The organism is gamma proteobacterium symbiont of Lampromicra miyakona (genome assembly GCF_059730895.1).
This window is the reverse complement of sequence record NZ_AP035932.1, coordinates 1,997,060-2,012,580: the sequence shown is the minus strand read 5'-3', so window position 1 is coordinate 2,012,580 and position 15,521 is coordinate 1,997,060. Positions and strand designations below refer to the sequence as shown.

Sequence of the window (15,521 nt, the reverse complement as noted above, 5' to 3'; positions counted from 1 at the left end):
CACGCTTAACGCTGAATGGCGTCAATTTTCAGCATGCGGGCAATAACCTTATCCAGCTCTTGCTGGTCGAAGATCTGTTTCCAGTCCGGTTTGATGATCTTCTCGCGGCCATACTCCATGGCGATCATGCAGGCATCCGAGAACGGGTTGGTGGCGCGGAAAGCCACCGCCAGCGCAATCTGAATATGGCCGTACAGCATGGCCTTCGCTGCCTCTTCCGGGACGCCGCTGTGTTTCACCGTTTCATCCAGCGCCTCTTTCATGAAGGCACCGACCATGCAGGCGACGGTTTCGACCAGCGTCGGCTCCAGATACGCCAGTTGCGTCACCGTGACCCAGTGCACCTGATCAACCGGGCCGTACATCACGCTAATCACCTTACTCAGCTCTGCCTTCTGTTCAGCGCTGCCGCTTTCCCAGGCTGCCGCGACGTGCTGAACGGCAGCGACGCCACCAAACGCATCGGCGTGCTCCTCTTTGGTGTAACGGGCAAGAAATACCGACGGATGGCACGGGTGCGCGACTGCGTATTCGATGCCGTCACGTTGGGCGATCAGGTTGGCGTAGGCCGCGGCCGGATCGAGCGTCAGCAGCACCGCACCGCTTTGCATCTGTGGCACCACGCTTTGCGAGACTTTGCCCAGTACGATATCCGGCACGGCGAGGATCACCACGTCACTCAGCGGCACCACCGACGCGGCATCCGACAGCTCGCGTCCCTGTGCAATCACCTGCTGCTGCGCCTGCGGTGAATTCTCGCAGTAAAACACCTGATAAGCGCTGTGCTGCAAATTAGCGGAAATACGCATGCCCATTTTGCCGCCTGCGCCGATCACGGTGATGGTTTTCAATGCCTTGCTCATGTTAACGACTCCTGATCTTGTTTACTGCGTAGGAATTCAACGGCGCGGCGGGTCCATTCGGCTTCCCGCGCGCAGGTCTGCGCGGCATCGTCCTGCCACGGCAACCAGTGTTCGATGATTTGGTTGATGTCGCGATCGGCCGGCCGCACGCTGGCGATCAGCCGGTCATAATCCAGCTTCCCTTCGCCCATCGGACAGCCGGCCAGGGTAAAACCGACCCAGCCGGCACGGCGGGTAAAGGCGAAATCTTTGATGTGCAGATTGCCGACGCGCGCAGCGGTATTGGCGATCACCTGCTCCTGCAGTTCCAGTCCGGCGACGCAGTTGGCCGGATCGAGACAGACGCACAGCCACGGCGAGAGAAAGCGGTTGATCACCGACATCATCGCCGCGCTGCTGACCTGCTCGTAGGTTTCCAGGCACAGCCGCACCTGCTGGCGGGCAAAATCCGGCAGCACGGCAGCAATCAGATTGGCCGCTTCATCCAGCGATGGCCGGTGATCGGCGGTGTTGAACATTGAGCGCACCACGCGCGCGTCGAGAATAGCGGCGATATGCAGATAGCGGCGCAGATGCGCGCTGCCGAGACCACGCGTGCCCAGCTCCAGCGTGATGCCAAGCGCATCCGCCTGCTGACGCAGCGCCAGCAGCTGTTCATCTGACCACTGCTCAATCGCCGGGTAGTCGCAAATCTGAAATACCGACACGTCGAGATCGGCGGTGTGCTGCAGCATCTGCGCCAGCGTGAGCGGCTGTGGCACCTGGGGCGACATGCGCCAGAAAAACGCATAGGTACTGAGTCCGATGCGGCTCATGACGGCAGCTCCTCAGCCAGCGCACTGGCTTCCTGCACGATTTGCGCCAGCGCCTGCGGATCGTGGGCAAAGCGGCCGAGGAACAGGCCGTTGACGTCGCCGCCGAGGCGCTGAATCAGACCCGGCCCGGCGCTGCCGCCGTAAATCACCCGCAGCGTGATGCCGTCTGGCGTCGTCAGCTGCTGTAGCCCGCTGCACACCGCGCGGATGTAGCTGTCCGGCGCCGGCTGCGGTGCGCCAATGGCCCACTGCGGTTCGTAAGCAAACAACACTTCTCCGTGCAGATTGTGCTGTACTGCCTCCGCCAGCGCCTCCTGCAGCTGCTGCTGGCACAGCGCAATCGCCTGCTCAGGCGTGCCCTGCTGCGGTTCACCGATGCACAGCACCGGGGTCAGGCGATAACGCAGCGCCATCGCCACTTTGGCGGCAATCTGCGTTTTATCTTCATGAAAATGGCGACGGCGTTCGGCGTGACCGATCTCCGCCAGTGAGCACCCCAGCTCCTGCAGCATGCTGGCGCTGACCTCACCGGTCCAGGCGCCGTTTTCCGCCTGACACACGTCCTGCGCGCCGACGCGCACCGGCGTGCCGGCAAAGATCTCCGTTACCGCCGGGATGGCCGGATAAGCGGGCAGCACAAACAGCCCGACATCACCGCGCTGCACTGCTGGATGCTGCGCCAGCGTCGCAACCTCGCGACACCACGCCAGCGTTTGCTGATAGCCGAAATACATTTTCAGGCTGACGCCAAGCCAGATTTTAGGCTGAGCCATAATTACGCTCCCTGTTCAGATGCACTGTGTTCTTTTAACAGATTGCCAACGGTGTTGACGATCATCGCCAGTGAAACCGCACCGGCGTCCGGCGTGCCAACGCTTTTCTCGGCCAGCGGCCGCGCACGCCCCACTTTCGGTACCAGCTGCGCGGTGGCCTGCGCGGCCTGCTCCGCCACCGCTGCCGCACGTAACCAGGCTTCGGTGAGTGATGCGCCCTGCGCAACTGCAGCGCTCAGTGCGTCGCTAAACGGAACCAGCACGTCAACCATGGTTTTATCACCGACGCGCGCTTTGCCGAAGTGCATAATGCCCTCTTTGGCATCCCGGACGCCGGCAGCGACGCGTGGTGCATCCGCTGCCGCGCTGTCGCCCAGCGCGGTGCCGAGCGCGGTCAGTGCCACGCCCCACAGGGCTCCGGACGTGCCGCCCGCTTTATCCGCCCAGGCATCGGCGGCGCGACACAGCAGACTGCCAGCGCCGGCGCCACGCGCGGCCACCTCACGCGCCTTTTCCACCGCGCCGAGTACGCCGCGCTCCATACCAATGCCGTGATCGCCGTCGCCCGCTACCGCATCAATGTCGCCCAGCTGGCCGGCATGACGCTGAATCATCACCGCCACCGCTTCCAGCAGTTCAAGAACGCGCCGGGCGCTGTGTTGTGATGCAGTGCTGGCCTGCGGTAACGTCTCTTCACTGATCTCTTCGCACTCGGCGGCGCTGAGCGGCTCGGCAATCAGGACGCTGCCTTTGCGGTAGGCTGGCGTATTGGCCGGCGCGCGCCACAGCGTTTCCAGTTCATCATCGAGCCACATCAGCGTCAGCGAGACGCCTGCCATGTTAAAACTGGTGACGAATTCGCCGACATCCGGCTCCACCACCTGCAACTGCGCCGCCGACAGCAGCTGGGCGATGCGGCGATACACCACAAACAGCTCTTCATACTTGACTGAACCGAGACCGTTGAGGATTACCGCCACGCGCTGTCCCGCCACCTGCGCCACATCCGCTGGCCGCTCACTCAGCAGCCGGTCGACAAAGATTTCTGCCAGCTCGTCGGCGCGCGGCACCGCCGTTTCGCTGATGCCCGGCTCACCGTGGATGCCCAGCCCGAGCGCCATGCGCCCTTTCTCTACCTCAAACAGCGGATGCGCAGCGCCCGGCAGCGTACAGCCGGAAAATGCCACGCCGAAGGTGCGGGTGCGATCGTTGGCGTGCTGCGCTTTTTTCAGCACCGTAGCCAGATCGTCTCCCGCTTCTGCCGCGGCCGCAGCCACTTTAAACACACACAGATCGCCGGCGACGCCGCGTCGCTTCATACGCTCATCGTGGCTGGCGCTGGACACATCATCCGTTACCGCCAGCACCTCACAGGCAATACCTTCAGCGCGCAGCCGCTCGCACGCCTGACCAAAATGCAGCACGTCACCGGCATAGTTTCCAAACAGCAACAGCACACCCGCGCCGTTATGCGCCGCGCGCGCGACGTTATAGATTTGCTGCGCCGACGGCGAAGCGAACAGATTGCCCATTGCCGCCCCGTGCGCCAGGCCCTGGCCGACCAATCCGGCAAAGGCGGGATAGTGACCGGAACCGCCACCGACAATCACCGCCACGGTATCCGGCTGGCTGCGCGTGCTGCGCACCACGCCACCGCTCACCTGGCGTACTTTATCGGCGTTGGCGGCCACAAAGCCTTCGATCAGCTCCGCGGCAAACGCGGATGGCTGGTTAAACAGGTACGTCATGTTTTTGCTCCTGTACGAATGAGGTTGGCTGAGGCTGCACGCGACGGCGATTAAGGAACAGCATCAGCACGGCGGAGAGCAGCATGAAGCCGCCAACCACGAACATCGGTAACACATAACTGTGAGTGGCATCATGCAGTGCGCCGGTGATGTAACCGGCGGAGAAACCCGCCACGTTGCCCAGGGTGTTAATCAGCGCAATCGCCGCCGCTGCCGATGCGCCGGTCAGGAACTGCGTTGGCAGCGTCCAGAAATTGGGCAATGCGGCGAAGATGGCGCTGGCCGTTACGGCGATCACCAGGATGGTGGTAAACGGTGAATCCATGTAGAGCGCCAGCGGTACGCTGACGCCGCCCGCGACCGCAGGAATCGCGATGTGCCAGGTTTTACAGCCACGCCGCGCGGCATCCCGCGACCAGAAAAACATCACGACGGCGGCGATCAGGTACGGCACGCCGGTGATCAGCCCTTTCTGCATCACGTTGAAGGTGGTGCCAAACTGCTGCTGGAAGCCGGCGATAATGGTCGGCAGGAAGAACGCCAGCGCGTACAGGCCGTAAATAAAGCCGAAGTAGATCAGGCACAGCATCCACACGCGGCTGTTGCCCATCACCGAACGCACGCTGTGCGGGTGCTGGCCCTGCTTGTGCTGATGTTCCGCTTCCAGTTCGGCTATCAACCAGTTTTTCTCGTCGTCATTCAGCCACTTCGCCTGACGCGGCGAGTCCACCAGCCAGAACAGCGCCACAACACCGATGAGGATTGCCGGCAGCGACACGCCCATAAACATTACGCGCCAGCCCTCCAGGCCAAACAGGCCGTGCTGCTCAATCAGCGAGGCAGCCAGCGGTGCGCCAAATACCACCGTCAGCGGTTGTGCCAGGTAGAACAGCGAGAGAATTTTGCTGCGGTGGCGCGCCGGCACCCACAGGCTGAGATAAAGGATGGCGCCCGGGAAGAAACCGGCCTCGGCAATCCCCAGCAGCAGGCGCAGCGTATACAGCCCTTCGACACTGCTGACCCAGGTAAACAGCAGCGAGACGATGCCCCAGCTGATCATGATGCGCGCCAGCCAGCGCCGCGCGCCGAACTTATGCAGCGCCAGGTTGCTGGGCACTTCCAGCAGGATGTAACCAATAAAGAAGATGCCGGAGGCGAGACCAAACTGCAGCGCACTGAGGCCGAGGTCCTGCGTCATGCCGTTTGGGCCGGCAAAGGAAATGGCGGTGCGATCGAGGAAGTTGATAAAGAACATCAGCGCCACAAACGGTACCAGGCGCCAGGAGATTTTGCGGATTGCGGTCTGCTCAACCGCGCTGACAGCAGAGTGATTCATAACGCACCTCCGAAACGTGCGCAGTGAGACGGTGTTGGCCAGGCGCAAAACCGGCGCTGGCGACAGACAAAATGCGAGGTAAGAAGCAAATGACACATGTTCGAGTCCTCAATGGGTCTTCTTGTACATGGATAGGGTCATGCGAACAAATGAACACTACACGGATATTTGCTCACTCCTCAAGCGCAGTTGGCGAAAGTGTGACAGTGCGCATGAGATTTGATTTCAGCGACATTTTCAGGATTTTTCGCAGCAGAGCGGCGCTGCGCGATCGTTACATCAGGGGGTGCGCGAGATTTTGACTGGCCTATCGCTAAATCATATGAACAAGTATTGAACATATGTTTGATTTTGTGGCAGGCTATCAGTGAACATCTAATCACCTGACGAACATATGTGCAGGTGTCAGACCCTGTATCACTGGAGAGACGTGATGAAAACTATCGCTATTGGTGCCGATGATGCGGCTATCGATTTGAAAAACATCATTAAAAAGATGCTGGAAGAGCAGGATTATCAGGTAACTGATTACAGTAACGACGCGCAAAATGACCGCCCGATGTATCCGGACGTGGCGTTTGCCCTCGCTACGGCGGTGCAGCAAAAGCAGTTTGAGCGCGGCATTTTGCTGTGTGGCACCGGCATTGGCGTCGCGATTGTTGCCAATAAAGTGGAAGGCGTGCGCGCCGCGCAGTGTCATGACACCTTCTCCGCCGAGCGCGCGCGCAAAAGTAATAATGCCCAGATCATGACCATGGGCTCACGCGTAATCGGACCGGAGCTGGCGAAAAACATCGTTAACGCCTGGCTGGCATCCGAGTTTGAAGGTGGCGGTTCGACCGCCAAAGTGGAGAAGATCGGTTACTACGAACAGGTGTCACACGCGAAATAAGGGGGTATCGGGCGCTGAGTTGCAAAGCCGGCAGCGCCTGAGTGGGTGATATCGCCAGCGGCAGGCTGACACGACTGGTCACTTTGGTGCGTGCCAGCCGTGTCGTACCCGGTGTTTTAACTGCCGCTTAGCGTACCGCTGAGCACCGCAGGCGCATCCTGCTGCACCAGAAAGGCGACCAGCAGGGCGTCGCGTTCACCGTGGATAGCCGGCAAGGCAGCGCTATCGCTTACCGCATCGCCCTTTTGCAGTCGCACATCCCCGGTGCGTGCAATACCCTCCAGCACCGTGACCCAGCTGGCATAACCCGGCAAATGCGGCACCTCGATCTGTGCTCCACGATCCAGCCTGACGTCATAGATGTAAACGGCCTGACGCAGCGTCAGCGGCGCCTCACTGTGGTGCGGACCGGCCAGCAGCGTCCACTGGTTGAGCGCCGCCCCTTCTGCCCGGTACACGCTCTGCACCTGCCCTTCACCGCCGCCGGTTGCCGGGCGGATGTACGCCTGCAGCATTTCGCTTTCAATCAGCGGTGCTGACTCTTCATGACGTACCCCACTGCCCGCGTTCACCAGCAGTGCGCGTTTGCCATTGAGGGCGAGAGTCTCTCCCTCCTCGCGGCGGTACTGCACCGAGCCGCGCCAGACATAGCTGAAAATCTCATCATCCTGATGGCGGCGCATCGGTATCATCGCGCCGGGCTTCAGCGTCATCTGGTCGACAATCGCTAGCGCGCCCAGTGGTTCTCCCGGCCGCTGCCGGCGAATGGTAAAGGGACCGTATTCAAACAGCTGGTCGCGCTGCGCTTTAATCACGTTCATCAGTGGCTTCCTCAAAAATCAGATTCTGATGACCATCATAAAGGCTGCAAAATTGCGTAACAGTAGGGCTTTTTGTTGGCTTAAATCAGTGGTTTTGAATGACCTTCGTCCGCGCCTTTAGCCTGCTGCGGTACGAAGCTGAGCGCCAGGTGCGGGCTGGTAAGTGGCCGCTGTAGCGCAGGAAAACGCGACGCGGCGCCGGCCATTGACACCTGCGCTAACGCCACCTGAACCGCGCCCTGCTGCTGTCCCTGAGCGACGGCATCGGCTATCAGCGTGTAATAGTCGTCCAGCCGGCCAGCTTTGAATGCGGCCCAGGCATCCGGGATAAGCCTGACTTGCGGACGCTGGTCAGGTGCCAGACTCTCCGGGCAAAACAGCTGGCGCGTACTGTGCAGCGTAGACTCCGCGGCACACAGCACCAGCGCGGGTGCGCCACGGCGATGCACTTCGTCCGCCAGCATACGGTCAGTGCGATAAACCGCACAGCGCTGTTGTGGATCGCGCAGGCTGTCTGCGGCGGCACCTAAGGTAGAGCAGGTAATCAGTATCGCGTCGAACCACGGCGTCAGGCTGAGTAACAGCTGCTCCAGACGCTGCTGCTGGGCCGGCGTCATGCCACCGCTGAGCTCTGCTTCTGCCAGCAGATGTGGCATCACCAGATGGCTGATTTGCTGAGGCGGAATGCCGAGCGACTGTGCGGCGTCATCAAAAATAGCAATATTACTGGCGGCGGTATGCAGACAGGCAATGGTCACAACGATTCCTTATCGCTTCAGGTTCAGTACGTTGCACTATAGCCGCAATCGGTGACTGAATGCAGCTTTACCGCTGGCTGGCAGGCTTCGTCGGATGCGGTGCGAGGCATTTTTCAACGCCTCGCACCGTGCAACCTTCCTTCAGCCGGTCAGCGCGAAAGGCGAACTCAGAACCACACTTCTGCCTGTACGCCAAAGTTCCAGCTACCGCCAGCGGTAAAGCCCGCGCTGCCGAAATCATCGTTCAGCGCATAGTTGTCCAGCGCTTTAGACCAGTTCATCCAGGTCGCGAACAGCCGAATCTCCGGCCGCACCAGCATATCGTTGATGTTGCCGACTTTAAACGTTGGCGCAAAGGTCAGCTTATACACATCGCCCTTCACCGCGTTGTACGTCGCGATGCTGCCGCCATCCTGATAGCTGCGGCCATTGGGTTTGAGGTCCATATACAGCCACGACGCTTCATATTGCAGCGCAAAGTTTTCCGTAATCGCCTGGGAGGCGCGCAGGTTGATGGTTGCCCAGTCATAGCGATCGCCTTTACGGTAGCGATCCTCGCTGTGCTGCGCCAGTAGCGACGGGGCGACTGACCAGCGATCGCTCAGTGGCATCACGCCAAAAGTGGCCAGTCGCAGCGCGCTGGCGTTGCGCGTTAAGTCGCCGTCGCCACCGATCTGCCGGGTTTCTGCGCCCAGCCCTTTCCCCCATTGAATGGCGTGAGTGCTGCTGCCCGGTGCCAGTCCGTAGAAGCGGTTTTTATCGTGCCAGGCCAGCATGGTAAACACGCCGTGCTTTGCCGTATCGTCACTGCGCAGCGCATAGCTGCCGGTGGTCGATGCGCGCCCTTTCAGCTCGTCGTTGCCGTTTGCGCTCATGCCGGTCAGCATCCACTGCCAGTTACCGTAAAACTGGTTCGAGGTCAGCAGCAGGTTTTGCACGTTGTTATCGTCGTAGCGGCTGCTGCCCAGGTCGCCAAAACTGCGGCCATAAATGGAGAAATCGCTGCGCCATTGCTCGTTCCATTGCAGGTTGCTGATGCCGCCGCCGGTGCCGCCAAGAAAGACGATATCGGTATCGGTGAAGTGCAGATCAAAATTGTCGCCGTCAAAGCGTTTGCCCGCCCACAGTGAGGCATGTTGCGCGGCGCCCCCAAAGCTGGGCAGATCCCCCATCTCGACATACACCTGGCGGATATTCAGGTTGTTGTCGTTATTCTGCACCCACGGGTCCGGACTGGATGAGCCATCTGCCAGCAGCGCTTTGAAATTGGCCCACGAACCATTACTGAACCGGGTTTGATTATGAAAGCCCAGCTCGATGTAGTGATCTTTTTCATTCCCTAACCGGCCAATATGCGCATCGCCGCCGATCGAACTGGCAGGCGAAATAGCAGGTCCGGCACGTCCACCGCGCCCTTTATCATTAATCAGCAGGCCGGAACGGGCGTAGCCGGAAAAGCGGAACGTGTTGGTTGTTCCGGCACTCGCCTCCTTTTGCTGCTGCTCATCGCGCGCGATTTTCTCTTCCAACTGGGCCAGACGCTGCTCCAGCGTTAATGACTGTGCCGCTGCACTGCCACCCACCATCATCCCCGCGATAGCCAGCGCCAGGCGCGCGGTTTTAGCCTTATGCATCACCATATTTATCTCTCTTATTATATCCATTCATTAATTACAACGGGATTGCCTTTGACGCAGCGAGAGCATAAATAAGCGGGTTGCGGTTCTTTTTGATCAAAATCATCAAACTAAAAAGTGATATTTTACATGAAGTTATAAAGTGATTGATTAATTCGAGGTCTGTTTTTACTTAAATGGAAAAATCCTTTGCGACCTGTCTTAAAAGACGGGTGAATTAATTTTTCTTTTCCGATCCCATTCGCAGAATGGCGCTTTTTCCGGCACGGAAAATCTGCTTAGTCAGCAGCAGAAATAAAAAACAAATTTGCGAGCTGTGCCGCATCGCTTAATGCGGCAACCAGATGAGACGGCGCAATTATTCGGGCAAGCCTGCGCCTCGCTGCTACGCTTAGTGGTTGGATTATCCTTACAAAAGCTGGAGATATTATGAGCAATGACGATCGCAAGCCGACCACCACGGATGCTGGCATTCCGGTAGCCAGCGACGAACATTCTTTGTCCGTCGGTCCTGACGGCCCGCTGATGCTGCACGATCACTACCTGATTGAGCAGATGGCTAACTTCAACCGCGAACGGATTCCAGAGCGTCAGCCGCACGCCAAAGGCAGCGGTGCGTTTGGCTATTTTCAGGTGACAGAAGATGTCAGCCGCTACACCAAAGCGGCGGTATTTCAGCCCGGCACCAAAACTGATGTGGTAATGCGCTTCTCCACCGTGGCCGGCGAGCGTGGCAGCCCGGACACCTGGCGCGATCCGCGCGGCTTCGCGATCAAGTTTTACACCAGCGAAGGCAACTACGACATGGTGGGCAATAACACGCCGGTGTTCTTTATTCGTGACCCGATGAAGTTCCAGCACTTTATCCGTTCGCAGAAGCGCCGTGCCGACAACAATCTGCGCGATAACGATATGCAGTGGGATTTCTGGACGCTGTCGCCAGAGTCGGCGCACCAGGTGACCTGGCTGATGGGCGACCGCGGCATTCCGAAAAGCTGGCGCCACATGAACGGTTACTCCAGTCACACCTATATGTGGGTTAACGCCGCCGGGGAAAAATTCTGGGTTAAATACCACTTCAAAACCGATCAGGGTGTGGAGTTCCTGACGCAGGATAACGCCGATCTGCTGGCCGGCCAGGACGGTGATTACCATACGCGCGATCTGTTCACCGCCATCAAAAATGGTGATTTCCCCAGCTGGACGCTGTACATGCAGATCATGCCGTTCGCCGAGGCGGAAACCTACCGCTTCAACCCGTTTGATCTGACCAAGGTCTGGCCACACAGCGATTATCCGCTGATTAAAGTCGGCAAACTGATGCTGAACCGCAACCCGACCGACAACCACGCGCAGATTGAACAGGCGGCGTTTGAACCAAACAACCTGGTGCCCGGCATTGGCCTGAGCCCGGATAAAATGCTGATTGGCCGGGTGTTTGCCTATGCCGATGCCCACCGCGCCCGTCTTGGCGTTAACTACAAGCAGATTCCGGTCAACGCCCCACAGGCACCGGTGCACAGCTACAGCAAGGATGGCGCCATGCGCATCAATCCGGTCAGCGATCCGGTCTACGCGCCGAATTCGAAAGGCGGTCCGGCGGCGGACGGCGAGCGCTACCCGACGGATTCCACCTGGGAAGCGCACGGCAACATGGTGCGCGCGCCCTACACGCTGCGTCAGGATGATGATGACTTTGGCCAGGCCAATACGCTGGTCAATAAAGTGCTGGATGAGGCGGCACGTGATCGTCTGGTGAATAACGTCAGCGGTCATCTGCTCAACGGCGTGGAGGAGCCAGTGCTGTCGCGCGCGTTTGAATACTGGCGCAACATCGACCAGACGATTGGCGATCGCATTGCCCAGCGGGTGCAAACCGAGCGCGCCAAGCGTTAATGAGCTGATTTATAAAAATAGAAAAGGCGCCCGCGGGCGCCTTTTTTGCATCGACAGGATTATTTCAGACGGAACGCCACCACGCTGTCGCCGGCTTTGGTGCCGAGCGAACCGTGACCGCCTGCGGCAATCACCACGTACTGCTTACCGTCGCTGCCCATGTAAGTGGATGGTGTCGCCTGTGCGCCGGCGCTAAGCTCCTGCTGCCACAGCAGTTCGCCGGTGGTGCTGTCATAGGCGCGAATGAAGTTATCTGCGGTCGCACCGTGGAACACCAGATCGCCGGCCGTCAGCAGTGGCCCGCCGTGCGCCACCATGCCCATCGGGAAGCCAATCGGGAAGCGGCCCGGCATGAAGCTGGTTTTCAGGTTTTTTGTGGTGCCAACGCGACGCAGCCATTCGGTTTTGCCGGTTTTCAAATCCACGCCGACCATGCGGCCCCACGGCGGTGCAATGCACGGAATACCGAGACCGGAGGCCAGCTGCTGGATGTGGATGGCGTAATCACCGTGGAAGTTTTCGTTCCAGTAAGGCTGGCCATCTTTGGTGAACAGGCGCTCCGTCGCCGTGGCGGGCGTACGCTTGATCAGGTTGTATTTGTAGGCAAGGCGCACCGGTGCGGCAATCAGCATCTGACGCTGCGGATCAACCGCCACCGATCCCCAGTTAAATACCCCGATATTGCCCGGGAACACCAGCGAGCCGCCTTCTGTGGCTGGCGTCCACGGATTGCCGTCATAGCGCAGGCTGCGGAAATCCATACGGCAGGCCATTTGATCAAACGGCGTGATGCCCCACATTGACTTCTCAGTCAGCGGCTGCGGAATAAAGTTCAGGCTGGATACCGGCTGGGTGGCGGCGAATTTCTCGCCCGGCACGCCGCCTTCCGTCGAAACCTTCACGTCGTTAACCGGATAAACCGGCTGGCCGGTCAGGCGATTGAGCACAAACAGGTTGCCGGTTTTGGTCGGCAGGATCACCACCGGCTGTTTCTGGCCCTGATAATCGATATCGACCAGCGACGGCTGTGACGGATTATCGCGGTCCCACAGATCGTGATGGGAGCTCTGATAGCGCCATTTGAACGCACCGGTCTGCAGATCGAGCGCCACTAACGCATCACGGAATTTTTCAGTGTTGCTGTTGGCATCGCGCTCAATGCCCAGTTCATCCGGCGAGGCGTTGCCAAATGGCACATACACCAGGCCGTTTTTCAGGTCGGCGCTCAGCGTACCCCAGGCCACCGGCGTATCCTGCGGATAGCTCTGGCCAGCAGCTATCGGCGCGGTATTTTGCGGATTAGCCGGATCAAAGTTCCACACCAGACGACCACTCTGCACATCATAGGCGCGAATTACGCCAGAGGGGTTACCGCTGTTGAAGCCGTTGTCCATTACCGAGCCACCGACAATCACCAGATTGCCCGCGACCAGCGGCGCGGCGGTCTGCATCAGCGCGTGTGGACGAACTTCACCCATATTGGCATGCAGATCTACCACACCGTTGTTGCCAAAATCGGCGCACAGTTTGCCGCTGTCGGCATCCAGCGCAATCAGCCGGGCATCGGTGGTGGCGTTAAAGATGCGCTTGCGGCACATCGCCGGCGTCGCCGCCGTGTCCTGTGCGGCAACCGGTGCGCCCGCGTAATAGCTGACGCCACGGCAGGTCTGATGCTGCTGCAGATAAGAACGATCTTTCGCCGGCGTGTATTTCCACTTCACCGCACCACTCTGCGGATCGAGCGCGTGGACCTCATTGTGCGGCGTACAGAAATAGAGCATGCCGTTGGCTTTCAGCGGCGTGGCTTCGAAGGTGTATTCGGTGGCATCGTTATCCTGACGCAGATCGCCGGTGTGATAGGTCCAGGCCACTTCGAGATTGCGCACGTTCTCTTTGGTGATCTGATTCAGGGCGGAGAAACGCAGGCCGTCGGCGGTGCCGCCGTAGGCGGTCCAGTCAGCGCTCGCACCCTGCTCGCTGTTTTGTTCACGCGCATTGGTGATGGTGCCGGCCTGCGGCAGCGGATCGTAAAAGCATAATCCAATCACCAGTATAATCATGATGGCCACCGTGCTGCCGAGCAGGCCGTGGAAGCGACGCTGTCCCTGATACAGCGGTTTGACCACCCACGGCATCGCCAGCCACAGGCCGATCACGCCAAACAGATCGCCGCGCGGGATCCACTGCCACTTGTCGAAGCCGACTTCCCAGATCATCCATGCCAGCGTGATCCACATCAGCACCGCATACAGGCTTAACGCGCTGCGCTGATTGCGGAACAGTAAAATGGCGGTGATCAGTAATCCCACCGCCATCAATGCGTAAAATGCGCTGCCGCCCATCATCAGCAGCTTGCCGCCCATATAGAGCAGCGCAACACCCAGAATCGCCAGCACGAGACTGGTCAGTTTGTTTATCATGCGAATCCCTCAACGCTCATCATTATTAACCACCCCAAACTAAAGACACATAAACTCAACAAAATCTTAACTTACGTAACCGTTAGTTAAAAATCTGCCTGGCGGCGTGTCGTTAGTGCCGCTTATCAATGTAGCTCTGCTCCTTCCTGCTGCGCCCCGCTTCGCTCGTAGTGTGAGTGAAATCACGTTTCAATTTTGTTGGAGGAAATTAATCAATCATCAGGAAAATCCGCATTTTTTGATAACGCAGCAGGCGATATGACTCAAGGCGCGACAGGCGTGCTGCCGGGCAGCCTGCAATTTGTCGGCACACGTATTTCTGGTGAAATTATTTAATTGATTAGTGGCGTACAAATGCGATTTGTCCTGGTCATGTCAGAACCTGATGCTAAAAAAGCAGCCAACGCTGCGCTTTGCCCTAAAAATAGCGTCTTTCCGGCGCGGTGACATTGATAAATGAAATAGTGTGTTTCTTATTTTGAGAGTTTCCTTAGCCTCTCTGCCAAATTAATCGGTGATATATATTATCTGACTGCTCTGCGGCAAAGCCGCTTATAAAAAGAAGGTTATTATGATCAGCGCAGACGCTTTTTATCGCAAATTACGTTTTCCATTTAAACTCACACACGCTGCCATTAAATTTCCCGTGGCCAATGCGCACGCCCGTCAATACCAGGTCCTGTCAGCAGAACAGACCATCGACCTGCTGCTCAGCAATGACCAGCTCTCAGTGTGCCGCTATGGGGATGGGGAACTGGAAATGACGCTATTTAAGAATATTGGCTTTCAGTCTTTTGATGAACGCCTCTCCATTCGCCTGAAAGAGATCCTGCGCCGTGGCACGCAGAGCGATAATCGCTGTCTGCTGTGTATGCCTGATGCCTTTCGCGGCACCGGGAATATGCGTTTTGGCTCAGCGCTTTTCTGGTTTTTTCATAAAGCGTTTTTCTTTCGCCACTATGAGCATTTATTAAAGAAAGGCTATCGCTATGGTAATACGTCGGTAACACGACCTTATCATGATTATAAAGATAAACAGCCGGCGGCACGTATTTTTGCCAAATTTAAACAGCTGTTTCACGATAAAAAAATTCTGATTGTTGAGGGTAGCGGCACGCGCCTTGGTCTCGGTAACGATCTGCTGGATGGCGCACGGCAGATCCGGCGCATTACCACCCTCAACCGTAACGCCTTTTCGGTTTATAACGAGCTATACAGTAATGTGCTGGCGCACGCGCGCGATTTCGACATGGTATTGATCTCCCTTGGCCCGACGGCAACCGTGCTGGCTTACGACCTCAGTCAGCACGGCATTCGCTGCATTGATACCGGCCATATCGATATTGAGTATGAGTGGATGCGCAGCGCGGCACGCACCAAGGTGCAGGTCGCGGGGAAAAATGTGAATGAGGTCGGTCTATTACAGAGTGACGAGCAGCATGAAGCGGATGCGCATTACCGCAGCCAGATTCTGCTGCACGTCGGTTTAGGTCAGGAGCCACTCCGCAGTGCCGCGGTGGTCACGCAGCCGACAGTGTGATGCAGCGCACCGTAACCGATCG

13 protein-coding genes are annotated in these 15,521 nt (G+C 58.3%); 4 read left to right on the top strand and 9 right to left on the bottom strand.

The window, feature by feature from the left end; genetic code table 11:
* Positions 1–5: 5 nt before the first annotated feature.
* From AC6I8P_RS09315 to AC6I8P_RS09295, 5 genes are read right to left on the bottom strand one after another with little or no spacing between them, the layout of a single operon-like run.
* Positions 6–863: a phosphogluconate dehydrogenase C-terminal domain-containing protein gene (locus AC6I8P_RS09315; RefSeq protein WP_021506006.1), complete on the bottom strand. Its 858-nt coding sequence runs from the start codon at positions 861–863 to the stop codon at positions 6–8.
* On the bottom strand, positions 860–1,678 hold the full coding sequence (locus AC6I8P_RS09310; RefSeq protein ID WP_021506005.1) for a sugar phosphate isomerase/epimerase family protein: 819 nt from the start codon (positions 1,676–1,678) through the stop codon (positions 860–862). Before AC6I8P_RS09310 ends, AC6I8P_RS09315 begins: the two co-directional genes overlap by 4 nt.
* Positions 1,675–2,451, bottom strand: a complete 777-nt coding sequence (locus AC6I8P_RS09305; RefSeq protein WP_215785893.1) for a triose-phosphate isomerase family protein — start codon at positions 2,449–2,451, stop codon at positions 1,675–1,677. The genes AC6I8P_RS09310 and AC6I8P_RS09305 overlap by 4 nt, the downstream gene beginning before the upstream one ends.
* A gap of 2 nt (positions 2,452–2,453) precedes the next feature.
* Complete coding sequence (locus tag AC6I8P_RS09300; RefSeq protein WP_481657620.1) at positions 2,454–4,199, bottom strand: dihydroxyacetone kinase family protein; 1,746 nt, start codon at positions 4,197–4,199, stop codon at positions 2,454–2,456.
* Positions 4,183–5,535, bottom strand: coding sequence for an MFS transporter (locus tag AC6I8P_RS09295; protein WP_166710174.1), 1,353 nt, complete (start codon positions 5,533–5,535; stop codon positions 4,183–4,185). Before AC6I8P_RS09295 ends, AC6I8P_RS09300 begins: the two co-directional genes overlap by 17 nt.
* A 433-nt stretch (positions 5,536–5,968) precedes the next feature.
* On the opposite strand from AC6I8P_RS09295, the gene AC6I8P_RS09290 reads away from it, so the two are divergent.
* Positions 5,969–6,427 carry an RpiB/LacA/LacB family sugar-phosphate isomerase gene (locus tag AC6I8P_RS09290; protein ID WP_262263806.1) on the top strand — a complete coding sequence of 153 codons (459 nt, stop codon included), beginning with the start codon at positions 5,969–5,971 and terminating at the stop codon, positions 6,425–6,427.
* 116 nt (positions 6,428–6,543) lie between these two features.
* Here AC6I8P_RS09290 and AC6I8P_RS09285 read toward each other — a convergent pair whose 3' ends face one another.
* The 3 genes from AC6I8P_RS09285 to AC6I8P_RS09275 all read right to left on the bottom strand — a co-directional run bounded on the left by AC6I8P_RS09285 (position 6,544) and on the right by AC6I8P_RS09275 (position 9,595).
* Positions 6,544–7,248 (bottom strand): pirin family protein, encoded by a 705-nt coding sequence (locus tag AC6I8P_RS09285; RefSeq protein ID WP_262263805.1) that lies wholly within the window; start codon positions 7,246–7,248, stop codon positions 6,544–6,546.
* Between the two features lie 80 nt (positions 7,249–7,328).
* Positions 7,329–8,006, bottom strand: coding sequence for a glutamate racemase (locus AC6I8P_RS09280; protein ID WP_498031136.1), 678 nt, complete (start codon positions 8,004–8,006; stop codon positions 7,329–7,331).
* A gap of 167 nt (positions 8,007–8,173) precedes the next feature.
* Positions 8,174–9,595: a carbohydrate porin gene (locus tag AC6I8P_RS09275; RefSeq protein WP_370586264.1), complete on the bottom strand. Its 1,422-nt coding sequence runs from the start codon at positions 9,593–9,595 to the stop codon at positions 8,174–8,176.
* 477 nt (positions 9,596–10,072) lie between these two features.
* Here AC6I8P_RS09275 and AC6I8P_RS09270 point away from each other — a divergent pair, with 477 nt between their 5' ends.
* Positions 10,073–11,539, top strand: a complete 1,467-nt coding sequence (locus AC6I8P_RS09270) for a catalase (RefSeq protein ID WP_021505996.1) — start codon at positions 10,073–10,075, stop codon at positions 11,537–11,539.
* Positions 11,540–11,598: 59 nt separating this feature from the next.
* Here AC6I8P_RS09270 and AC6I8P_RS09265 read toward each other — a convergent pair whose 3' ends face one another.
* On the bottom strand, positions 11,599–13,959 hold the full coding sequence (locus AC6I8P_RS09265) for a membrane-bound PQQ-dependent dehydrogenase, glucose/quinate/shikimate family (protein ID WP_125308627.1): 2,361 nt from the start codon (positions 13,957–13,959) through the stop codon (positions 11,599–11,601).
* 195 nt (positions 13,960–14,154) lie between these two features.
* Between AC6I8P_RS09265 and AC6I8P_RS09260 the strand changes: the two genes are divergently transcribed.
* Together AC6I8P_RS09260 and AC6I8P_RS09255 are read left to right on the top strand one after the other, a co-directional pair.
* Positions 14,155–14,295 (top strand): hypothetical protein, encoded by a 141-nt coding sequence (locus tag AC6I8P_RS09260; protein ID WP_185749236.1) that lies wholly within the window; start codon positions 14,155–14,157, stop codon positions 14,293–14,295.
* Between the two features lie 235 nt (positions 14,296–14,530).
* Positions 14,531–15,499: a GT-D fold domain-containing glycosyltransferase gene (locus tag AC6I8P_RS09255; RefSeq protein WP_498031135.1), complete on the top strand. Its 969-nt coding sequence runs from the start codon at positions 14,531–14,533 to the stop codon at positions 15,497–15,499.
* Positions 15,500–15,521: the final 22 nt, after the last annotated feature.